Source organism: Streptomyces longisporoflavus (assembly GCF_014649775.1).
GTDB lineage: Bacteria > Actinomycetota > Actinomycetes > Streptomycetales > Streptomycetaceae > Streptomyces > Streptomyces longisporoflavus.
This window is the reverse complement of sequence record NZ_BMTR01000006.1, coordinates 1-20,196: the sequence shown is the minus strand read 5'-3', so window position 1 is coordinate 20,196 and position 20,196 is coordinate 1. Positions and strand designations below refer to the sequence as shown.

The 20,196-nt window shown below is 71.9% G+C and carries 20 protein-coding genes; 10 read left to right on the top strand and 10 right to left on the bottom strand.

Translation table 11 applies throughout. The annotated features are described in order from the left end of the window. Positions 1–21 precede the first annotated feature (21 nt). Positions 22–489, top strand: a complete 468-nt coding sequence (locus tag IE226_RS13850) for a DUF3237 domain-containing protein (RefSeq protein ID WP_190081489.1) — start codon at positions 22–24, stop codon at positions 487–489. Positions 490–568: 79 nt separating this feature from the next. Beyond that, entirely contained in the window at positions 569–1,300 is a 732-nt protein-coding gene (locus tag IE226_RS13845) for a maleylpyruvate isomerase family mycothiol-dependent enzyme (protein WP_190081488.1), read from the top strand. A 21-nt stretch (positions 1,301–1,321) separates the two neighbouring features. Here IE226_RS13845 and IE226_RS13840 read toward each other — a convergent pair whose 3' ends face one another. Beyond that, positions 1,322–1,726, bottom strand: coding sequence for a MarR family winged helix-turn-helix transcriptional regulator (locus IE226_RS13840; RefSeq protein WP_190081487.1), 405 nt, complete (start codon positions 1,724–1,726; stop codon positions 1,322–1,324). An 89-nt stretch (positions 1,727–1,815) separates the two neighbouring features. On the opposite strand from IE226_RS13840, the gene IE226_RS13835 reads away from it, so the two are divergent. Further along, a complete protein-coding gene (locus tag IE226_RS13835; protein WP_190081486.1) occupies positions 1,816–3,306 on the top strand; it encodes an MFS transporter in 1,491 nt (496 codons plus the stop codon). Positions 3,307–3,383: 77 nt separating this feature from the next. Continuing rightward, positions 3,384–3,659, top strand: a complete 276-nt coding sequence (locus IE226_RS13830) for a DUF6332 family protein (protein ID WP_190081485.1) — start codon at positions 3,384–3,386, stop codon at positions 3,657–3,659. Here IE226_RS13830 and IE226_RS13825 read toward each other — a convergent pair. Genes IE226_RS13825 through IE226_RS13815 form a run of 3 tightly spaced genes read right to left on the bottom strand, consistent with a single transcriptional unit; the run spans position 3,620 to position 7,780 of the window. After that, positions 3,620–4,285, bottom strand: coding sequence for a response regulator transcription factor (locus IE226_RS13825; RefSeq protein WP_190081484.1), 666 nt, complete (start codon positions 4,283–4,285; stop codon positions 3,620–3,622). The two genes, IE226_RS13830 and IE226_RS13825, sit on opposite strands and share 40 nt — an antisense overlap. Next, positions 4,282–5,538: a sensor histidine kinase gene (locus tag IE226_RS13820; protein ID WP_190081483.1), complete on the bottom strand. Its 1,257-nt coding sequence runs from the start codon at positions 5,536–5,538 to the stop codon at positions 4,282–4,284. Before IE226_RS13820 ends, IE226_RS13825 begins: the two co-directional genes overlap by 4 nt. Before the next feature lie 52 nt (positions 5,539–5,590). Beyond that, the gene (locus tag IE226_RS13815) at positions 5,591–7,780 is read right to left on the bottom strand and encodes an MMPL family transporter (protein WP_190081482.1); all 2,190 of its coding nucleotides are present in this window, start codon (positions 7,778–7,780) and stop codon (positions 5,591–5,593) included. A 138-nt stretch (positions 7,781–7,918) separates the two neighbouring features. On the opposite strand from IE226_RS13815, the gene IE226_RS13810 reads away from it, so the two are divergent. Continuing rightward, a complete protein-coding gene (locus IE226_RS13810; protein ID WP_190081481.1) occupies positions 7,919–8,782 on the top strand; it encodes an AfsR/SARP family transcriptional regulator in 864 nt (287 codons plus the stop codon). Between the two features lie 93 nt (positions 8,783–8,875). Here the strand turns inward: IE226_RS13810 and IE226_RS13805 are convergent, their stop codons facing one another. Then, positions 8,876–9,574, bottom strand: coding sequence for a TetR/AcrR family transcriptional regulator (locus IE226_RS13805; protein WP_190081480.1), 699 nt, complete (start codon positions 9,572–9,574; stop codon positions 8,876–8,878). Positions 9,575–9,748: 174 nt separating this feature from the next. Here IE226_RS13805 and IE226_RS13800 point away from each other — a divergent pair, with 174 nt between their 5' ends. Then, the gene (locus IE226_RS13800) at positions 9,749–10,279 is read left to right on the top strand and encodes a nitroreductase family deazaflavin-dependent oxidoreductase (protein WP_190081479.1); all 531 of its coding nucleotides are present in this window, start codon (positions 9,749–9,751) and stop codon (positions 10,277–10,279) included. A gap of 39 nt (positions 10,280–10,318) precedes the next feature. On the opposite strand, the gene IE226_RS13795 is transcribed toward IE226_RS13800, so the two are convergent. Beyond that, complete coding sequence (locus tag IE226_RS13795) at positions 10,319–11,530, bottom strand: geranylgeranyl reductase family protein (protein ID WP_190081478.1); 1,212 nt, start codon at positions 11,528–11,530, stop codon at positions 10,319–10,321. Positions 11,531–11,665: 135 nt separating this feature from the next. On the opposite strand from IE226_RS13795, the gene IE226_RS13790 reads away from it, so the two are divergent. Next, positions 11,666–13,021: a dipeptidase gene (locus IE226_RS13790; RefSeq protein WP_190081477.1), complete on the top strand. Its 1,356-nt coding sequence runs from the start codon at positions 11,666–11,668 to the stop codon at positions 13,019–13,021. 93 nt (positions 13,022–13,114) lie between these two features. Here IE226_RS13790 and IE226_RS13785 read toward each other — a convergent pair whose 3' ends face one another. Continuing rightward, a complete protein-coding gene (locus IE226_RS13785) occupies positions 13,115–14,161 on the bottom strand; it encodes an NUDIX hydrolase (protein WP_229870900.1) in 1,047 nt (348 codons plus the stop codon). Between the two features lie 303 nt (positions 14,162–14,464). On the opposite strand from IE226_RS13785, the gene IE226_RS13780 reads away from it, so the two are divergent. After that, positions 14,465–14,845, top strand: coding sequence for an STAS domain-containing protein (locus IE226_RS13780; RefSeq protein ID WP_190081475.1), 381 nt, complete (start codon positions 14,465–14,467; stop codon positions 14,843–14,845). A 131-nt stretch (positions 14,846–14,976) separates the two neighbouring features. On the opposite strand, the gene IE226_RS13775 is transcribed toward IE226_RS13780, so the two are convergent. Next, positions 14,977–15,153, bottom strand: coding sequence for a hypothetical protein (locus IE226_RS13775; RefSeq protein WP_190081474.1), 177 nt, complete (start codon positions 15,151–15,153; stop codon positions 14,977–14,979). A gap of 281 nt (positions 15,154–15,434) precedes the next feature. After that, positions 15,435–16,397, bottom strand: coding sequence for an ROK family protein (locus IE226_RS13770; protein WP_190081473.1), 963 nt, complete (start codon positions 16,395–16,397; stop codon positions 15,435–15,437). Positions 16,398–16,572: 175 nt separating this feature from the next. Here IE226_RS13770 and IE226_RS13765 point away from each other — a divergent pair, with 175 nt between their 5' ends. Then, positions 16,573–17,619, top strand: a complete 1,047-nt coding sequence (locus IE226_RS13765) for a LacI family DNA-binding transcriptional regulator (RefSeq protein ID WP_190081472.1) — start codon at positions 16,573–16,575, stop codon at positions 17,617–17,619. Positions 17,620–17,668: 49 nt separating this feature from the next. On the opposite strand, the gene IE226_RS13760 is transcribed toward IE226_RS13765, so the two are convergent. Then, complete coding sequence (locus IE226_RS13760; protein WP_190081471.1) at positions 17,669–18,961, bottom strand: DUF6986 family protein; 1,293 nt, start codon at positions 18,959–18,961, stop codon at positions 17,669–17,671. A 219-nt stretch (positions 18,962–19,180) separates the two neighbouring features. Between IE226_RS13760 and IE226_RS13755 the strand changes: the two genes are divergently transcribed. Next, entirely contained in the window at positions 19,181–20,077 is an 897-nt protein-coding gene (locus tag IE226_RS13755) for an endonuclease/exonuclease/phosphatase family protein (protein ID WP_190081470.1), read from the top strand. The last annotated feature ends 119 nt before the right edge of the window (positions 20,078–20,196 follow it).

Sequence of the window (20,196 nt, the reverse complement as noted above, 5' to 3'; positions counted from 1 at the left end):
TCTGCCCACCGGAGTGACATCATGCCCTTCTCCCCCGCCCTGACCTACGCGTTCGAGATCCGCGCCCACCTCACCGAGTCCCTGCACATCGGCCACGGCGAGGGCGAGGTCACCGAGTTCACCCCGATCGTCGGCGGGACCGTGGAGGGGCCGCTGCTGAGCGGCAAGATCCTCGCGGGCGGCGGCGACTGGAGCAGTACGCGCGGGGAGGTCTGCCAGCTCGACGCGCGCTATCTGATCCAGGCCGACGACGGCGCCGTCATCGACATCGTCAACCGCGGCTACTACCACCCCGCCCCCGACAGCCCCGACCAGCACGACGGTGACCTCCAGGTCACCCACGCCGGTCACTACTACCGCACCTCCCCCGTCTTCCGCACCGACGCCCCCGCGCATCGCTGGCTCGCCGAGACGGTCTTCGTGGGCCTGGCCCGGCCCGCGGGCGAGGGAGAGGACGCGGTCGTCATCCGCATGTACGCGCTCCAGTAGCCCCGGCGTGCCCGAGCCCCCGGGCACGCCCGGGATCCCGCTGCCCGTCGAGCGCACTCCATCCGGCACAATCCCCCGCATGGAGATTGCCGAGCACCTCGAAGTCCTGGACCACGAAGGCCAGTTGCTGGCCCGCGCCGCCGAAACGGCCGGGACCGGCGCCAAAGTGATCACCTGTCCCGACTGGACCGTGCGGGATCTGCTGCGGCACACGGGGTCGGTGCACCTCTGGGCCGCGGCCTTCGTCGCCGAGGGGCACATGTCGCCGCGGCCCATGGGCGACCCGCCGGAGCTGGACGGCGCCGCACTGATCGACTGGTACCGGCAGGCGCACGGCGGTCTGGTCGGCACGCTGCGCGCCGCGGCGCCCGACGTGCGGTGCTGGGCGTTTCTGCCCGCGCCCTCCCCGCTCGCGTTCTGGGCGCGGCGCCAGGCGAACGAGACGGCGGTCCACCGCGTGGACGCCGAGTCGGCGCGCGGGGGCGCGCCGTCGCCGTTCGGTACGGAGTTCGCGGCGGACGGGATCGACGAACTGCTGCGCGGGTTCCACGCGCGCTCGCGCAGCAGGGTGCGCACACAGGAGCCCCGGGTACTTCGCGTGCGGGCGACGGACGCGGACGACGCCGTGTGGACCGTACGCCTCTCGCAGGAGCCGCCGGTCACGGAGCGGGGCGATGACGGCCGCGCGGACTGCGAGGTGTCGGGTCCCGCGGGGCAGCTCTACCTCGCGCTGTGGAACCGCGGACCGTTCCCGCAGGTCACCGGAGACAGCGCGCTGAGCACGCTGTGGAGCGAGACGTCGGGCGTGTGACTCCGGCTCCGGCTCCGGCGGCTAGGCGGAGGGGGTCCGCGCCAGCGTCCGTTCGAGCGCCGCGCGCTGGAGCGGACGCACCTCCGTGTGCAGTCGGCGCCCCTTGTCGGTGAGCACGACCCGTACTCCGCGCCGGTCCTCGCTGCACATGGCGCGCTCCACCAGGCCGTCCTTCTCCAGGCGGCCGATGAGGCGGGACAGCGCGCTCTGGCTCAGGTGCACCCGGCCGGCGATGTCCTGCACGCGGTAGCCGCAGTCGCCGTCGGCCGCGGCGCCCTCGGTCAGCACGTCGAGCACTTCGAAGTCGCTGGCCCCGAGTCCGTGCTCGCGCAGGGCACCGTCGATCTCGCACAGGGTGCGCGCGTGCACCGCGAGGATGTCGCGCCATTGGTCCACGAGCCCTTGCTCGGCCGTCTTCACCGCCATGACACCGCACCGTAGCAGAGAAAGCCCCGTTTGTTGCATTGGAATTAAATGCACTTGCACTCAATGCACGTGCATGTACTGTGCTCCGCATGACTTCTCCGCTCACAGCTGCCTCCGCGTCCCCGGAGCGCTGGTCCCCGCGGTTGTGGGGCACTCTGCTCGTGCTCTGCGCCGCGATGTTCCTCGACGCGCTCGACGTGTCGATGGTCGGCGTCGCCCTGCCCTCCATCGGCTCCGAACTGAACCTCTCCACCTCGACCCTGCAATGGGTCGTCAGCGGCTACATCCTCGGCTACGGCGGCCTGCTGCTCCTGGGCGGCCGGGCCGCCGACCTGCTCGGACGACGCCGGGTCTTCCTGATCGCGCTCGCCGTCTTCGCCCTTGCCTCACTGCTCGGCGGGTTCGTCGACTCGGGCCCGCTGCTGATCGCAAGCCGCTTCATCAAGGGCCTGAGCGCCGCGTTCACCGCGCCCGCCGGGCTCTCCATCATCACCACCACGTTCGCCGAGGGCCCGGTCCGCAACCGCGCGCTCACCATCTACACCACCTGCGCCGCCACCGGCTTCTCCATGGGCCTGGTCCTGTCCGGCCTGCTCACCGAGGCCAGCTGGCGCCTGACGATGCTGCTGCCCGCACCCATCGCCGTCATCGCGCTGATCGCAGGACTCAAGCTGATCCCGCGCAGCGCCCGCGAGAAGAACACCGGCGGCTACGACGTGCCGGGCGCCGTCACCGGCACGGCGGCGATGCTGCTGCTCGTGTTCACCGTCGTCGAGGCGCCGGAGGCCGGCTGGGCGTCGGCCCGCACCCTCCTGTCGTTCCTCGCCGCGGCCGTACTGCTCGCCGTCTTCGTACGCATCGAACTGCGCACCGCCAACCCGCTGATCCGCCTCGGCGTTCTGCGCTCGGGGCCCCAGCTCCGTGCGCAGATCGGCGCGATGACGTTCTTCGGGGGCTATGTCTCCTTCCAGTTCCTGGCCACGCAGTACTTCCAGACGCTGCTCGGCTGGTCCGCCCTGGAGACCGCGCTCGCCTTCCTGCCAGCGGGCGCCCTGGTCGCCCTCTCGTCCACGAAGGTCGGCTCGGTCATCGACCGGTTCGGCACACCGCGGGTCATCGTGGCGGGCTTCGTCCTGCTCGTCGCCTCGTACACGCTGTTCCTGCGCGTCAGCCTCACCCCGTCGTACGCCTCCATGGTCCTGCCGTCCATGATCCTGCTCGGCTTCGCGTGCGCCCTGGTCTTCCCCTCGCTCAACATCCAGGCCACCAACGGAGTGGACGACGACGAGCAGGGCATGGTGTCGGGCCTTTTGAACACCTCGATCCAGGTGGGCGGCGCGATCTTCCTCGCCGTCGTCACCGCCGTGATCACCGCGTCGTCGCACGGCGCCGACGCCTCGCCGCAGGCCGTGCTCGACAGCTACCGCCCCGGCCTGATCGTGGTCACGGCGATCGCGGTCGCGGGACTGCTCATCACCCTCACCGGGGTCCGGACGAGGCACACGCGGGAGACGGTCGTCGTGGCGAAGTCGCAGCCACAAGCGGTCGCGGACAGGGAGCCGGTGACGGTCGACGACTGAACGGCCCACCCGATCAACGAGCCGCTCCCGGCGCGCGGTTGCTTGCCCGCCGGGAGCGCGCACCGCACACTCGCGGAATGGGGCGAAGGACGCAGGCCGAGCGTGACGCGAACACGGTGGAGATCGGCTTCGCCCTCTTCGTCTCGACGTCCCTGGCGTGCGCCACGGTGCTGGCCGTGGCCTCGCCCGCGTTCTTCTTCGGCGTGACGTCGCCCGGCGAGGGCACGCTCGTGCGGGCCGGAGTGATCGCGGGGGCCGTCGTCTTCGTCACGACCCTGGTGACGATCCTGGTCCGCCACCGGCGCGCGACGCGTCAGCCGAGCCAGCCGGGGCGCACCAGGCCCGACTCGTAGGCGAGGACGACCAGTTGGGCGCGGTCGCGGGCGCCGAGCTTCACCATGGTCCGGCTGACGTGGGTCTTGGCGGTCAGCGGGCTGACGACGAGGCGGCGGGCGATCTCCTCGTTCGACAGGCCGATGCCGACGAGCGCCATCACCTCCCGCTCCCGCTCGGTCAGTCCGCCCAGCGGCTCGGGGCCCGCCGGCTCCTTGGAACGGGCCGCGAATTCGGCGATGAGGCGACGCGTCACACCGGGCGAGAGCAGCGCGTCGCCATGGACCACCGCGCGGACGGCGCGCAGCAGCTCCTCGGGCTCGGTGTCCTTGACGAGGAAGCCCGAGGCTCCGGAACGGATCGCCTCGAAGACGTACTCGTCCAGTTCGAAGGTGGTCAGCATGACCACCTTGACGTCGTTCAGGTCGGGTTCGCCGGTGATCGCCCGGGTCGCGGCGAGCCCGTCGAGCAGCGGCATGCGGATGTCCATCAGGACGACGTCGGGGCACAGTTCGCGCACCCTGCGCACCGCCTCGTCGCCGTCCGCCGCCTCCCCCGCGACCCCGATGTCCGGCTGGGCGTCGAGCAACGCCTTGAACCCGGCCCTGACCAGCGACTGGTCGTCGGCGAGCAGTACGCGGATCACTGGTCCTCCTGAGATGCCGTGCGGATGGGCAGTACGGCGGTGACGCGGAACCCCCCGTCCGGGCGCGGCCCCGCCTCGATCGTGCCATCGAGGGCGGCGGCGCGCTCCCGCATGCCGGCAAGGCCGTTGCCGCTGCCGCCCGTGTCGGCGCCGGTGGCGGGGCCGTCGTCGTCCACGCGCAGGGTGAGCGCCGTCGCCTCGTACCGCACGAGCACACGCGCGTGGCGCGATCCGGAGTGCCGTACGACATTGGTCAGGGCCTCCTGGACGATGCGGAAGGCGGCGAGGTCGACACCTGGCGTCTGCTTTCTGCCGGACCCCTGCGTGTCGACGTCGACGGTGAGCCCGGCGCTCGCGGCCTGCTGCACGAGTTCGGGCAGCCGGTCGAGCCCGGGGGCCGGGGCGCGGGGCGCGTCACCGGGCGTACGGAGGGTGTCGAGGACCTGGCGGACTTCCCCCAGCGCCTCTTTGCTCGCGGCCTTGATGGTGGTCAGCGCGGTGCGGGCCTGCTCGGGGTCGGAGTCGAGCAGCGCGAGGCCGACGCCCGCCTGGACGTTGATCACGGAGATGCTGTGCGCGAGGACGTCGTGCAGTTCCCGCGCCATGCGCAGGCGCTCCTCGTCGGCCCTCCGCTCGGCGGCCCGCGCGCGCTCCGCCCGTTCCTTCATCCACTGCTCACGGCGTACCCGGGCCAGTTCGGACACGGCGACGATGGCGACGACCCAGACGGCGACGACGGTCTCCTCGCCCCAGCTCCGCGCGTGGTCGCCGTCCGGCGGCAGCCACTGGTAGAGCCAGTGCGCGACCAGCAGATGCCCTGCCCACAGCATCGCGACGGCGCCCCGGGCCGCGCGCCGGTGCCCCGCGACGACAGCGGCGAAGCAGCCGACGGCGACGGTGATCAGGACGGGGCCGTACGCGTATCCGCCCCCGAGGTAGCACAGGGCGGTCCCGGCCGTGACGTACGCGACCGGGACCGGGTGACGGTGGCGCAGCAGGAGCGAGAGCGTGCCGGCGAGCAGCAGCAGCCGCGCCGGGACGTCCGGCTCCAGCCGGTCGAGCTGGCCCTGCGCCGCGTACTTCGAGCCGATCTGCACGAACACGGTGATGGCCAGTGTCGTCGCCCAGGGCAGCCTGCCGGCGTCCGCCGCCTCGCCCCGCCGGCGCCACCAGGGCGGACCGTGCCGCCACATCGGCGGTCCGCCCCACGGGAGGGACGGACCGCCGCGCCCCTGTTCGCACCGCTCGTCCATACGGCCACGCTAGACCGCGGGACCGGCGGCGGGCGTCAGCCCGGCGTGGCGATCACGCGTACTCCCGCGGGAGTAGCACGGGGGTCTTGCCTTCCTCGGAGTCCGCGTGCTTCTCGTGCAGGCCGAAGCGGCGGTGCAGGCGGCGCAGCGGACCGGGCGCCCACCAGTTGGCGCGCCCCGCCAGCCGCATGGCGACGGGCAGCAGGACGACACGGATGAGGGTGGCGTCCACGAGGATCGTCAGGGCGGTGCCGACGCCGAGTTCCTTGAGGAAGACGACGCCCCCGGTCGCGTACGTGAGGAAGGAGAGCGCGAGGATTCCGGCAGCCGCGGTGATCAGCGGGGCGCTCTTGCGGATACCGGTGGCCACCGCCCGCTCCGTGTCGCCCACCCGTTCGTACTCCTCCTTGATGCGGGCCAGCATGAACACCTCGTAGTCCATGGACAGGCCGTAGACCACGCAGAACATCAGCACCGGGATGCTCGGCTCGATCGACCCGGTGGGCGTGAAGCCGAGGAACCCCGACAGGTGACCGTCCTGGAAGATCCACACCAGGCTCCCGAACATCACCGACAGGCTGAGCAGATTGAGCACGGTCGCCTTGGCGGGCAGGAGCAGGCTGCCGGTCAGCAGGAAGAGGATGGCGAAGGTGACGACGAGGACCAGCCCGACGGCGTACGGGAGACGGTCCAGGAGGGTGGCGCGGAAGTCGGTGGTCTCGGCCGGGTAGCCGCCGACCAGAACGGTCGCGGGCGCGGGGGTGTCGCGGACCTTTTCGACGAAGCCGGGCACGTCTCCGTACATCACGGCCCGGGTCGGGACGACGGCGAGCCGTGCACCGTCACGCCTTGGCCCGGAGCCGATCGTGGAGGGGCCGGTGCGGCGGCCTTCCTGATAGCTGCCGGTCGGGGCGTCCACCTGGAACACACCCTCCACTCGCGAGAGTTCGGCGGCGTACCGCCGCGTCTCCTCGGCGCTCACCGCTTCCCGGAGCACGACGTGGACGGTGTCGGTGGGCTCGGCGGGGAACTCCTCGTGGATGGCTTCGGAGGTGGTACGGGACGATGTGCCGACGGGCAGGGCGCGCTCGTCCGGCAGCCCGAACCGCAGGCCGAGCAGCGGTGACGCGGCGAGCAGCAGGACGCCGAGAACGGCCGCGCCCGCGGCGACGGGCCGGCGCATCGCCCCTCGCGCGATCCGCTCCCAGAAGCCGCTCGCCGTGCTCTGCGGGCGCTCCACGCGGTGGCCCCAGCGGGCCAGCGCGGAAGGCAGCAGAAGCAGCGCTCCGGCCACCGCCGACACGACGACGAGGACGCCCGCGTAGGCGAAGGAGCTCAGGAAGAAGAAGGGGAACACGAGGAGCGCGCAGAGCGAGACGGCCACGGTGACCCCACTGAAGATCACGGTGCGTCCGGCGGCGGCGGTCGCGCGGACCACGGCTTCCTGCTGCGCGTACCCCGCATACCGTTCCTCGCGGTAGCGGCTGATGACGAAGAGGCTGTAGTCGATGCCGAGCCCGAGGCCCAGGACGAGGGCGAGATTGGCCGCGAACGTCGACACCTCGGTGAACTGCGCGATCGCCCGCAGCCCGGCGAGGGTGCCGACGACGGAGAGCAGCCCGACGCCGACGGTGAGCAGGGCCGCCGCCGTCCGCCGGTAGACGAGGATCAGCAGGAGCACGACGGCGGGCAGGGCTAGCGCCTCGGCGCGCAGGAAGTCGGTACGGGCCTGCTCGCCGACCTGCCGGGAGATCTCCTCCTGACCGCCGACGGCCACCGACAACTCCGCCGTGGTACCGGCCAGTTGCGGGGAAATGGTGGCGAGCTGCCCGCGGGTGTCGGTGGCGCTGCCCTCCAGGCGGGCGAGGATCAGGGCGCGCGCGCCGTCGGAGGCGCGCAGGGCCGGGCTCTTTCCGCTCCAGTAGGCGCTGACGTCCGTGACGCCGGGTATGTCCCGTACTTCGGCGGCCAGTCCGCGGGCCGCGGCCGTCGTACGCGGCGAGTCGACGTCGCCGTCGCGGGCCGTGACGAGGAGCGCGAGGTTGGGGTTCCCCGTGCCGTACTCCTCGCGCAGGATGTCGGCCGCGCGCACGGACTCGGTGCCGGGGGCGCCCCACCGCGCGAGGTCGAGGTCGGCCCGGGCGCCGGCTCCGTACGCGCCGAGGCCGAGGAAGGCCAGTACCACGCCGATCAGTACGGCGCGGCTGCGCCGCACCACGAAACGGCCGAGCCGGGTCAGCATCGCTGTCTGCCTCTCTCCCCTGGATCCCCGAGCGGGATCCGGTGCCGCCACGGTCGCGGTCACCGCTGGAAGGCCCGCTGGAAGATCCGCTGGAAGGCGGGGCACGCGGGCGGCCGGGCGCCGGGATACGCTCGGCCCATGGGTGGTGCGGGGATGTCCACGGGGATGCGTTTCGAACTGCTCGGTCCGCTGCGGGCGTTGAGCGGCGACGAGGAGGTTCCGCTGGGGCCGCCGAAACAGCGCGCCGTGCTCGCGGTACTGCTCCTCCAGGAGGGGCGGCCCCTCTCGTACGAGGGTCTGGTCGACGCGGTGTGGGGCGACGAACCTCCGGTGCATGTGCGCAACCTCGTGCAGAAGTACGTCTCCGGGGTGCGGCGTGCCTTCGCGTCCGTCGGCGCGGGCTCGTCCGCGGGCGCGCCCCCGGCATCGTCATCGGGATCGCTGTCGGGCGTGGCGGGACCGGCCCTGACGTGGACCGGTAGCGGCTATCGCCTCTCCGGCGCGGCGGCCGACGATCTGCGGGAGCGCCGGCAGTTGGTCGACGCGGCGCTCGCGGCGCGTGACGCGGGGCAGCTGCGGCACGCCGGTGAACTCGTCGACCGGGCCGAGGCGTTGTGGCGCGGCGAGTTCGCCGAGGGCCTCAACGCGCCTTATCTGGCGGCGGAAAGGCTCCGGTGGCGCGAGAAGCGGCTCAGCGTCCTGGAGGCCAGGATCGCCGGGGAGATCGAGATCGGCCGCTCCTTCGAGTACGTCCACGAACTCATCAGGCTCGTCGCCGCCCACCCCCTGCGCGAGCGCCCGGTCGAGCTCTTGATGAACGCCCTTTACCGCACCGGCCGTTCCTCGGACGCGCTGCTCGTCTTCGAGGAGGCGCGGCACCGGATCGCGGACGCCATGGGCGCGGATCCGGGCCCGGCCCTGCGGTCCCTGCACGAACGGATGCTGCGCCAGGACCCGCAACTCCTGGCCACGCGGACGCCCGCTCCCGCGCCGGCGGCGTGAGCGGCCGGGCTGCTCCCGATTCAGCTGGTCCAGCTACTCCTGGTCCAGTTGTTCCTGGTCCAGCTACTCCTGGTCCAGTTGTTCCTGGTCCAGCTACTCCTGACCCAAGAGGCCCACGCTGTGGGCGAGTTGAGTGATCGCGTAGGAGAAGAACGCCGATCGGTCCTCGACGACGCGGTTGAACTGCCCGAACACCTCGAAGCCCACGAGGCCGAAGAGCTGGGCCCACGCCGCGACCAGCGCCATGGTGACCGCGGGCGGCAGGTCGGGGGCGAGGTCCCCGCCGATCCGCTCGGCCTCGGCACGCAAGGTGTCCGGCAGCGGCCGTACGGCGACACCGCGCCCCCGGTGGGCATCTCGCACGATCCCGACGAGCAGCAGCCCGACGCGGGCGGCGGCCTGGATCGTGGTGACGGGCGCGCTGTAGCCCGGCACGGGCGATCCGTAGATGAGGGCGTACTCATGGGGGTGGTCGAGCCCCCAGGACCGTACGGCCTCGCAGGCGACCGTCCAGCGCCGCACGGGTCCGGCCGCCGCGACCTCCGCGTGCGCCTCCTCGACGGCGGCGCCGAGGGAGTCGTAGGCGTCGATGATGAGCGCGGTCAGGAGGTCGTCGCGGCTGGGGAAGTAGCGGTAGAGGGCGGAGGAGACCATGCCGAGCTCGCGGGCGACGGCGCGCAGCGAGAGCTTGGCGGCGCCGTCGGCGGCCAGCTGTCTGCGGGCCTCGTCCTTGATGGCGGCCGTGACTTCGACTCGGGCGCGGGCCCTGGCCCCGCTGGTGGCGCTGCTCATGCAGGCAGTGTGACATGCGTTTGGAGCGGTGCGCCGAAACGAGAGCAGCACACCAAAGAGAGAGAGCCGCACATTTTCGAGAGCACTGCTCTTGAAATGGGGCACCGCTCTCGTGCACACTGCTCTTAAGCGAGAGCAGTGCTCTCGGAAGCCCTCTCGACTTTGGCGGTCACCATGCCCACGCCCTCCCTCGCGGCCACCTCCGCTCCCACAGCGCCCATCTCCCCCACCAACCCCACCACCCCCACGGCGCACGGCACCGGCGCCCATTACCTCCAGGCCGGACCCGTGGCCCTGTGGTTCAACGACATCGTCGGCTGGCTTGCGCGGCACGGCATCAGCCTGGCCGGGTCGGCCGAGCTCTCCGTGCGGGGACGCAAAAGCGGGCAGATGCAGCGCGTCCCGGTCAACCCGTTCACGCACCAGGGCGCCCAGTACTTGATCTCGGCCCGCGGGCACTCGCAGTGGGTGCGCAACATGCGCGTGGCGGGCGGCGGCGAGCTGCGCGTCGGACGCAAGATCCGCCGGTTCACGGTCGAGGAGGTCCCGGACGCCGAGAAGCTGCCGCTGCTGCGCGGCTATCTGGAGAAGTGGGGCTGGGAGGTCAACCAGTACTTCAAGGGCGTCACCGCCAAGTCCACGGACGCGGAGATCGGGGCAGCCGCGGGCGACCACCCCGTCTTCCGCATCACCGTCACGAAGTGACCCCGCCCGGCAGCACGGCGGAATCCCCCGGCGGCGGCTCTACTTGTCGAACGCGCTCAGCGCCCGTCCCGCCAGCGGGTGGCTGCGCACCAGCTCGCCGAGCGTCGTCGAGCCGCGGGTGATTTTCGCGAACGCGTTCCACGCGGGCCTGAACCCGGTGATCGCCGCGTGCAGCGTGCCCGGACGGCGCTCGAAGACGGCGAGCATGCGCTTGCCGACGCTCATCTCGACGCCGAGCCCCGCCTTGACGGCGAAGGCGTAGTTCAGGGCCTGGCGGCGGGCGTCGACCGCGTCGTGCGCCTCACCGATCCGCACCGCCCACTCCCCCGCGAGCCGCCCCGAGCGCAGCGCGAAGGAGATGCCCTCGCGGGTCCAGGGCTCAAGCAGCCCCGCCGCGTCACCGCACACCACGACCCGGCCGCGCGAGAGCGGCGAGTCGTCGCTGCGGCAGCGCGTCAGATGGCCGGAGGAGATGCTCGGCTCGAAGCCCGCGAGACCGAGGCGGGCGATGAAGTCCTCCAAGTACCGCTTGGTGGCCGAGCCTTCGCCGCGCGCGGAGATGACGCCGACGGTGAGGGTGTCGCCCTTGGGGAAAACCCAGCCGTAACTGCCGGGCATCGGGCCCCAGTCGATGAGCACACGGCCCGCCCAGTCCTCGGCGACGCTCTGCGGCACCGGGATCTCGGCCTCGAGACCGAGGTCCACCTGGTCGAGCTTCACGCCGACATGCGCCCCTATACGGCTCGCGCTGCCGTCGGCCCCGACGACCGCGCGGGCGAGCACCGTCTCGCCGCCCTGGAGGACCACGGCGACCGTGCGCCGGTCGGGCACCGCGGAGCCGTGCTGCTCCACGCGCGCGACGGTGACGCCGGTGCGCACCTCGGCGCCCGCCTTCTGCGCGTGCTCGACCAGTTGCTGGTCGAACTCGGGGCGGTTGATCAGGCCGAAGAGCATCTGCTTCGAGCGCCGGGTGCGGGAGAACTTGCCGTCCAGGGAGAACGTCACGGCGTGCACGCGGTCCTTGAAGGGCAGTTCGAAGCCCGGCGGGAGCGCGTCACGCGAGGGGCCGATGATGCCGCCGCCACACGTTTTGTACCGGGGCAGTTCGGCTTTCTCCAGGACGAGGACACTGCGTCCCGCGACGGCCGCCGCATAGGCCGCGGACGCCCCCGCGGGCCCTGCTCCCACCACGACGACGTCCCACACATACTGCGCGTCGTCCGCCGAGTCCGCTGAGTTCTCGCTGCTCACGTTGGTCTACCGCTCCCGATCCAGCTGTTGGCCGCGCTTTCCAGGGCATCCTACGGCGGGCACCCCGGCCACCCTCCTGTGGGAGGATCACATCACCCACTTACGTACAACGTCGCACCCGCGAGGAGCGTGCCCATGTCGCCGGATCCGATCGCCGAAACCGTCGCCTCACTCATGCCGAGGGCGAAGGCGGAGCTCACCGAACTGGTGGCCTTCAAGTCGGTGGCGGACTTCGACCAGTTCCCCCGCAGCGAGAGCGAGGCCGCCGCGAACTGGGTGGCGGACGCGCTGCGCGCCGAGGGGTTCCAGGACGTGGCCCTGCTCGACACCCCGGACGGCACCCAGTCGGTGTACGGCCTGCTGCCCGGCCCCGAGGGCGCTCCCACCGTCCTGCTCTACGCCCACTACGACGTGCAGCCGCCGCTCGACGAGGCGGCGTGGACCACCCCGCCGTTCGAGCTGACGGAGCGGAACGGCCGCTGGTACGGACGCGGCAGCGCCGACTGCAAGGGCGGTGTCCTGATGCACCTGCTCGCGCTCCGCGCCCTCAAGGCGAACGGCGGCGTTCCGGTGAGCGTCAAGGTGATCGCCGAGGGTTCCGAGGAGCAGGGCACGGGCGGCCTCGAGCGCTACGCCGAGCAGCACCCCGACCTGCTCGCGGCCGACACGATCGTCATCGGCGACGCGGGCAACTTCCGTGTCGGCCTGCCCACGGTCACCGCCACGCTCCGCGGCATGACCCTCGTACGCGTCCGTATCGACACCCTCGAGGGCAATCTGCACTCGGGACAGTTCGGCGGCGCGGCCCCGGACGCGCTCGCCGCCCTGGTGCGGGTCCTGGACTCGCTGCGCGCCGAGGACGGTTCGACGACGGTCGACGGGCTCACCGGCGACGAGGTGTGGGACGGGCTTCAGTACGAAGAGGCCGACTTCCGCAGGGACGCCAAGGTCCTCGAAGGCGTCCGTCTCGTCGGCAAGGGCACGGTCGCCGACCGCATCTGGGCGCGTCCCGCGGTCACCGTGCTCGGCATCGACTGCCCGCCGGTGGTCGGCGCGACGCCGTCCGTGCAGGCGGGCGCGCGGGCCCTGATCAGCCTGCGGGTGCCGCCGGGCGTGGACGCGGCCGAGGCCACCAAGCTGCTTCAGGCGCACCTGGAGGCGCACACCCCGTGGGGCGCGCAGGTGACCACCGAGCAGATCGGGCAGGGCCAGCCGTTCCGCGCGGACACCACGAGTCCGGCGTACGCGGCGATGGCGGCGGCGATGAGCGAGGCGTACCCCGGCGAGGAGATGCAGTACGCGGGCCAGGGCGGCTCCATCCCGCTGTGCAACACCCTCGCCGCGCTCTACCCCCGCGCGGAGATCCTGCTGATCGGCCTGAGCGAGCCCGAGGCCCAGATCCACGCGGTGGACGAGAGCGTGTCGCCGCAGGAGCTGGAGCGCCTGTCGGTCGCGGAGGCACTGTTCCTGCGCAAGTACGCGGCGAGCTGAGCCGCCGGCCGGGGGCGGGAGAATTCCGGGGGCCCGGGGAGCCTCTCGGCCCCACGGCCGACGAGTACGGACCGTCCGTCCTGACGGGGCCGGTCACTCTGGCGCGCCCACCGGCACCCCCGCCTCCAGGTACAGGGCGACGCCGCTCTCCCGTGCACGCAGGGCCCAGCGCAGTCGTTCGTAGCGTACGGAGGGCAGCAGTGCGGCCGCTTCCTCCTCGGTGACGAAGCGGCAGTCGCGGAGTTCGGGGCCGGGCAGGAGCAGCTGCGTGGCCCGGGCGCCGTCGAGGCTCCCGCCGTCGAAGAGGAACCGCATCCCTCCGTAGCCGGGCGGTGCGGGGGGCTCCCAGTCGGCGACGAGGAGCCGGGGGGCATGGGTGAGTCGGATGCCGGTCTCCTCGGCCACTTCGCGCATGCCCGCGCGCGCGGGAGCCTCGCCGGGTTCGACGACGCCGCCGGGGAACTCCCAGCCGGCCTTGTACGTCGGGTCGACGAGCAGCACCCGGCCGCGCTCGTCGAAGAGCAGTACCCCGGCCGCGACCGTCTCCGCGGTGGGTTCGGGGGTCTGCACGATGTCGCAGACGCTCGCCTCCCCGGTGCGTACGGCGTCCGCGATGCGCTCGGCGATCTGGTGCGGGGTGAGCGCGCCGGTGTCGATGCGGTGGGCGTCGGTGCCGAGCCAGCCGGCGAGCGCGGCGCGGTACGGCTCGATGTGGTCGGACGACCACTGCCGTACGCGCGTCCGGCCGTCCGGCGGGTCCGGGACGGGGCCGGCGGATATCCGTGTACGCAGGATCGTTTCGTCCGGGGCCAGGACCACATGTCGTACGGCGATCCTGCGTGAGGCGAGACCGCCGAAGATCTCGTCGCGGTAGTCCTGCCGCAGCAGGGTCATGGGGACCACGAGGACGCCGCCGAGCTCGGCGAGCAGCGCCGCCGCCGTGTCCACGACGAGCCGCCGCCAGATCGGCAGGTCCTGGTAGTCGCTCACCTCGGCGAGGTGCTTGGACGGCAGCAGGTCGGGCAGTCCGCCACCGATGATCTCAGGGTCGAAGAGTGTGCTGTTCGGGATCAGCTCGATCAGTTCCCGTGCGGCGCTGGACTTGCCCGCACCGAACGCACCGTTGATCCAGACGATCACGGTTCCCCCTCTTCCGTCGGCCCCCTGTGGCTTGCCCGCAACACCCTGCCACGGAAACCAGGCCCTGATGAGGCGGCCGATATCTGGACCGCAAGACGCCATAATGTGTCAAGCGATTCGCTGCCACTTCACCCCATCGGGTGGCAGTCAGCCTGCATGAATCGTTCCCTCACTCCAGGACGCGTCCGACCCCACTAGCGTGATCCGCCAGGCGCCCCAGCCCCTGGTGACCTCCTGAATCCGGCTCTCCCGACGCACTCCGCTGCCGCGAGGATCCGGCCGACGCCGACACTGGGGGGACACGTGCAGCTCGACGCACTGAACGAATTCGCCTTCGAGGAATCCGACCAGCAACCACGCGTGTACGGCCACAACGGCGCGGTGGTCGTCGAACTGCACGGCGAGATCGATCTGCTGGCCTACCAGCGGATGATCCCGCTCATGGACCCCATCACCGGCGGCACCGCGGCGACAGTGGTCATCGACCTGACCCGGACCACGTTCTTCGACTGCTCCGGCCTCGCCCTGCTGGTCCGCGCGCACCGCCGCATGACGGCAAGGGGCGCCCGGCTCTCCGTGGTCTGCACCCACCGCCTGACGCTGCGCATTCTGCGCCTCACGGGCCTCACACCCACGCTGTTGCCCGTTCCCACGCTGGAGAAGGCCCTACAGGAAGACGACTGACAGGGCGGCGCAGGAGTGCTGCGGGGTCCGGGCAGCACCATGAGCCTGCCTCGCACGGTGTCGCCGCCGCGAGCGTGCGCGCCAGGTGCATATATGCATTCCCTTCACACCCCGTGTGAATCCTGGACCCGTTACGCCCGGCCGGGCCGGGCGCAGCGTTTCACCGCCCGGTTGGTCCACCTGGTCCGGGTGTACGCGTGGAAGTGATCGCCGGTGTGGCCCTGTTCGAGGGTGCAGTGGAGGACGTCACCGGGCCTCTCGTCCCAGCACAGGCCGGGAATGTCACGTACGTACTTCGGGGCTTTCATGCGAAGTGCTCCGTCTGCTGGAGGTTGTCGGTGGCCACGCCCGACAATCTCAATCCCGCTGGTCGGCGGGGGTGACGACAGCCCATGACACGAGAGGGGTCATGCGGACGGCCGCCATCCGGCCAGAAGGCGGGCTCCCTCACCCCCCTCCTCTCCTCGACGCGCTGCCGCCCGCGGGCAACGCGGATCGTGCGCCTCGGCTCTGTGCGGACCGGCGAACGCGGGCCGGACCGGGAAAGTCAGTCCCGGCCCGCAGCCGAAGGACTCGCCTACCGGAACGGTCAGCCCCCCACCGCAGAACGCAGATCCAGCGCCCGATCCTGGCTGAGCGCGGCCGCCGCGGCTCCCACGAGTCCCGCGTCCGTTCCCATCAGGGCCGGTGCCACGGTCAGCTGGCGCACGAAGGAGAGCGTGGCGTAGTCCTTCAGGGAGCGCCGCAGGGGGTCGAAGAGCACGTCGCCCGCCTTTGCCACCCCGCCCCCGATCACCGCGATGTCGATCTCGACGAGCGTCGCGGTGGCGGCGATGCCCGCGGCCAGCGCCTGTGCCGCCCGTTCGAAGGAGGCGACGGCGACCGGGTCGCCGGCCCGCGCGGCGAGGGCCACCGCGGCGGCGGACGTGTCGCCGTCCGCCCCCGGACGCCACCCGCCCTCATGGGCGCGCCGCGCGATGTTCGGCCCGCTCGCCACGCGCTCCACGCAGCCGCGCGCACCGCACGGGCAGGGGTCGCCGTCCAGGTCGACGCTGATGTGCCCGATGTGCCCCGCGTTACCCGTGGGGCCGGGGTGCAGCTTGCCGCCGAGGATCAGGCCGCCGCCGACGCCGGTGGACACCACCATGCACAGCGCGTTGTCGTGCCCGCGGGCCGCGCCCTGCCAGTGCTCGGCGGCCGTCATCGCCACGCCGTCCCCGACCAGCTCGACCGGAAGGTTGCCGGTGGCCGCGCGTACCCGCTCGACCAGCGGATAGCCACGCCAGCCGGGGACATTGACCGGACTGACCGTCCCCGCCGACGCGTCCACGGGGCCCGCGCTGCCGATGCCGACCGCGCGCGCCCCGCTCCACAGCGGGGAGCGCGTGAGCTCGCCCAGGACCTCTTCGACCGCCCGCATCACGGTGTCGCCGTCCTCGCGCGCGGGCGTGGGCCGCTGGGCGCGCAGCAGGATCCGGCCGCGGCCGTCCACCAGGGCGCCGGCGATCTTGGTGCCGCCGATGTCGAGTGCGGCGACGAGGTCCGTGTGCATCAGTGTCAGATCTCCTGGTGAAAGGGCAGGCCGCTCTTTCGGTGAAAGGGCAGGCCGGAGAATGCGAAGGACAGTCTCTCTTGCATCTGACAACGTTGTCCAGGTTCTATGCTCGACGCCACATCACTTACGCACCACTTCCAGCTCACCTACGTCGACGACAGGACAGCGCACCGTGGCCGAGACCGCCAGCCGACCCGAGCGACCCGAATCCCGCTACGGCAACCGGCCGACCATGAAGGATGTCGCCGCCCGCGCCGGAGTCGGCCTCAAGACGGTCTCCCGCGTCGTGAACGGCGAGCCGGGCGTCACCCCGGACACCGAACGCCGCGTACAGGAGGCCATCGACGCCCTGGGCTTCCGCCGCAACGACAGCGCGCGGGTCCTGCGCAAGGGCCGTACCGCCAGCATCGGCCTCGTCCTCGAAGACCTCGCCGACCCCTTCTACGGCCCGCTCAGCCGTGCCGTGGAGGAGGTGGCCCGCGCCCACGGCGCGCTTCTGATCAACGGTTCGAGTGCCGAAGACCCCGACCGCGAGCAGGAGTTGGTGCTCGCGCTGTGCGCACGCCGGGTCGACGGCCTCGTCGTCATCCCCGCCGGTGACGACCACCGCTATCTGGAGCCGGAGATCGCCGCCGGTGTCGCCACCGTCTTCGTCGACCGTCCCGCCGGGAAGATCGACGCCGATGTGGTGCTCTCCGACAGCTTCGGCGGCGCGCGCGACGGCGTCGCCCATCTCATCGCGCACGGCCACCGCCGCATCGGCTTCATCGGCGACCAGCCGCGCATCCACACCGCCATAGAGCGGCTGCGCGGCTACCGCGCGGCGATGGAGGACGCGGGCATCGTCGTCGAGGAGGAGTGGATGTCCCTCGGCGCCACCGACCCGGACCGTGTCGAGCAGGCCACCAGGACCATGCTGTCCGCCCCGGACCCCGTCACGGCGATCTTCGCGGGCAACAACCGTGTGACGGTGACGGTCGTCCGCGTGCTGGCCGGGCTCCCCCGCCCCGTGGCCTTCGTCGGCTTCGACGACATCGAGCTCGCGGACCTGCTGCAGCCGGGCGTGACCGTCGTCGCGCAGGACGCGGCGCAGCTGGGCAGGACCGCCGCGGAGCGCCTGTTCCGTCAGCTCGACGGCGCGTCCGACGCCCCGGAGCGCATCGAACTTCCGACGCGTCTCATCAAGCGCGGTTCGGGCGAACTGCCGCCCGCGGGCTGACGGGCAGCGGCGGAACGTGACCGCTGCCCGGGCCGCCGGACGCCGGAGGTTACTGGGCGGAGGGCGTGAGGTCGCCGCGGCGCGGGCCCGAGAAGTGCTGCAGGCGGGCCAGCGTCAGGCCGGTGAGCCGGGTGACCTCGCCCGCGTCGAGGGCGCCGCAGTCCAGGCCGCGCAGGAGGTAGCCGGCGAGCGCCTTGGCCGATGCCGGCTCGTCCGCCACGTCGCCGCCCTCGCGGTGCGCGGCGTACGCGGACAGGCGTGCGGCGGCCTGCTCGAATCCCTCGCGGTAGAAGGCGAACACGGCGGCGTAGCGCGTGGGGATGTGGCCGGGGTGCATGTCCCAGCCCTGGTAGTAGGCGCGGGCCAGGGCGCGGCGCGTGAGGCCGTAGTGCAGCCGCCAGGCGTCGTGGACCTTCTCGGTGGTGCCGACGGGCAGGACGTTCGTGGAGCCGTCCGAGACGCGTACACCGGTTCCGGCCGCGGCGACCTGCATGATCGCCTTGGCGTGGTCGGCGGCCGGATGGTCGCTGGTCTGGTAGGCGGCGCTCACGCCGAGGCAGGCGCTGTAGTCGAAGGTTCCGTAGTGCAGGCCGGTGGCGCGGCCCGCGGCGGCGTCGATCATGCGGGCCACGGTGGCGGTGCCGTCGGCGGCGAGGATGGACTGGCTGGTCTCGATCTGGATCTCGAAGCCGATCCGGCCCGGCTCCAGGCCGCGCGCCTTCTCGAACTCCTCCAGGAGGCGCACCATCGCGGTGACCTGCTCGGGGTAGGTCACCTTGGGCAGCGTCAGGACGAGTCCGTCCGGCAGGCCGCCCGCCTCCATGAGCCCGGACAGGAAGATGTCGAGGGTGCGGATGGCGCGGTCGCGCACGTTCTCCTCGAAGCACTTCATGCGGATGCCCATGTACGGGGCGGCGGTGCCGTTCTTGCAGGCCTCGGCCACGAGGCGGGCCGCGCGGGCGGCGTCCTGGTCCTCGTTCGCGCCCTTGTAGCCGTCCTCGAAGTCGATGCGCAGGTCTTCGACGGGCTCGCGCTCCAGCTTGGCGCGTACGCGGTCGTAGACCGGCACGGCGAGCTCGTCGGAGAGCCCGAGGACGGACGCGAAGGAGGCGGCGTCCGGGGCGTGCTCGTCGAGGGCCTTCAGGGCCTGGTCGCCCCACGTGCGGATGGTGTCGGCGCCGAAAAGCTCACCGGGGACGTACACGGTGTGGACCGGCTGGCGGGTGCCCGGGTCGCCGGGGTAGCGGCGTTCGAGCTCCGCGTCCACCGGGGCGAGGGAAGCGCTGATGCCCTCGCTGACCGCGCCCGCGAGACTCGTTGCCACCTTCTCTTGCTGACCCATTCCTGCACCCTCCACACGCTCGGGATCATTCACTCGGACCGCCCAGGTTTTCCGCTTCACGGAATCAGCAATCCGTATGGCGAAGTTATCCGGCGACCTTCCCGCTGGTCAACACTCTCTCGTCTGCCGGACCTCGTCCGTTCACCCGTGTCTCAGATCCTGCTTCCGCACTCGCGTGCCCGCACCTCATGCTGACCGTCACCCATCGAAGGAGACCGCGTGCCGAACGACACCCGAGTAACGCGCCGCTTCGGCCTGCAGACCGCGCTCGCCGCGGCGGCAGTGCCCCTGTTCACCACCGCGCTGGCCGCCTCCCCCGCCCACGCGGTGGAGCGCGCGGGGCGGCGCCTGGAGGTCATGTCGTTCAACCTCCGCTACGCGAGCACCACACCGCCCAACACCTGGGCCGACCGCCGCCCGGTGACCCGCGAACTCCTGCGCCGGGCGCGCCCCCACGTCATCGGCACCCAGGAAGGCCTCTACCAGCAGGTGCGGGACATCGCCGGGGACCTTGGCCAGCACTACGACTGGATCGGCACCGGCCGGGCCGGCGGCAGCCGCGACGAGTTCATGTCCGTCTTCTACGACACCCGCAGACTCGCGCCGGTCGAGTACGACCACTTCTGGCTCTCCGACACCCCGGACGTCATCGGATCGAACACCTGGGGCGGCGGCTCGATTCGTATGGTCACCCTGGTCCGCTTCCACGATCTGCGCACGGACGCGGAGCTGTACGTCCTGAACACCCACCTCGACAACGCGAGCCAGAACGCACGCGCGCGTGCCGCGCATCTGATCTCCGAACGGATCGGCGGCCTCGACTCGTCCCTGCCGCTCCTGGTCACGGGTGACTTCAACGTCGCGGCCCACAAGAACCCGGTCTACGACACGATGCTGGGCGCCGGTCTCGTCGACACGTGGGACGCGGCCGAGGAGCGCGGCAAGGCGTACGCCACCTTCCACGGCTACAAGCCGCTGAAGCCGGACGGCGACCGGATCGACTGGATCCTGGCGACGCCCGGGGTGCGGGTCCACTCGGCGGCCATCAACACCTTCGCGCTGGGCGGGCAGTTCCCCAGCGACCATCTGCCGGTGCAGGCGAGCCTGACCCTGTGACGCGCCGAGGCCCTCACCCGGCACTGCGGGGTGAGGGCCTCGTACGGTCGATGAGATCAGCCCTTGCGGGTGTTGACCTCTTCGGTGAGGGCGGGGACGACGTCGAAGAGGTCGCCGAC

Bases quoted from the DNA above. Each gene is read 5' to 3' on its own strand.
- IE226_RS13850 (WP_190081489.1), top strand. From the start codon at position 22: ATGCCCTTCTCCCCCGCCCTGACCTACGCGTTCGAGATCCGCGCCCAC.
- IE226_RS13845 (WP_190081488.1), top strand. From the start codon at position 569: ATGGAGATTGCCGAGCACCTCGAAGTCCTGGACCACGAAGGCCAGTTG.
- IE226_RS13840 (WP_190081487.1), bottom strand. From the start codon at position 1,726: ATGGCGGTGAAGACGGCCGAGCAAGGGCTCGTGGACCAATGGCGCGAC.
- IE226_RS13835 (WP_190081486.1), top strand. From the start codon at position 1,816: ATGACTTCTCCGCTCACAGCTGCCTCCGCGTCCCCGGAGCGCTGGTCC.
- IE226_RS13830 (WP_190081485.1), top strand. From the start codon at position 3,384: ATGGGGCGAAGGACGCAGGCCGAGCGTGACGCGAACACGGTGGAGATC.
- IE226_RS13820 (WP_190081483.1), bottom strand. From the start codon at position 5,538: ATGGACGAGCGGTGCGAACAGGGGCGCGGCGGTCCGTCCCTCCCGTGG.
- IE226_RS13815 (WP_190081482.1), bottom strand. From the start codon at position 7,780: ATGCTGACCCGGCTCGGCCGTTTCGTGGTGCGGCGCAGCCGCGCCGTA.
- IE226_RS13810 (WP_190081481.1), top strand. From the start codon at position 7,919: ATGGGTGGTGCGGGGATGTCCACGGGGATGCGTTTCGAACTGCTCGGT.
- IE226_RS13805 (WP_190081480.1), bottom strand. From the start codon at position 9,574: ATGAGCAGCGCCACCAGCGGGGCCAGGGCCCGCGCCCGAGTCGAAGTC.
- IE226_RS13800 (WP_190081479.1), top strand. From the start codon at position 9,749: ATGCCCACGCCCTCCCTCGCGGCCACCTCCGCTCCCACAGCGCCCATC.
- IE226_RS13790 (WP_190081477.1), top strand. From the start codon at position 11,666: ATGTCGCCGGATCCGATCGCCGAAACCGTCGCCTCACTCATGCCGAGG.
- IE226_RS13775 (WP_190081474.1), bottom strand. From the start codon at position 15,153: ATGAAAGCCCCGAAGTACGTACGTGACATTCCCGGCCTGTGCTGGGAC.
- IE226_RS13770 (WP_190081473.1), bottom strand. From the start codon at position 16,397: ATGCACACGGACCTCGTCGCCGCACTCGACATCGGCGGCACCAAGATC.
- IE226_RS13760 (WP_190081471.1), bottom strand. From the start codon at position 18,961: ATGGGTCAGCAAGAGAAGGTGGCAACGAGTCTCGCGGGCGCGGTCAGC.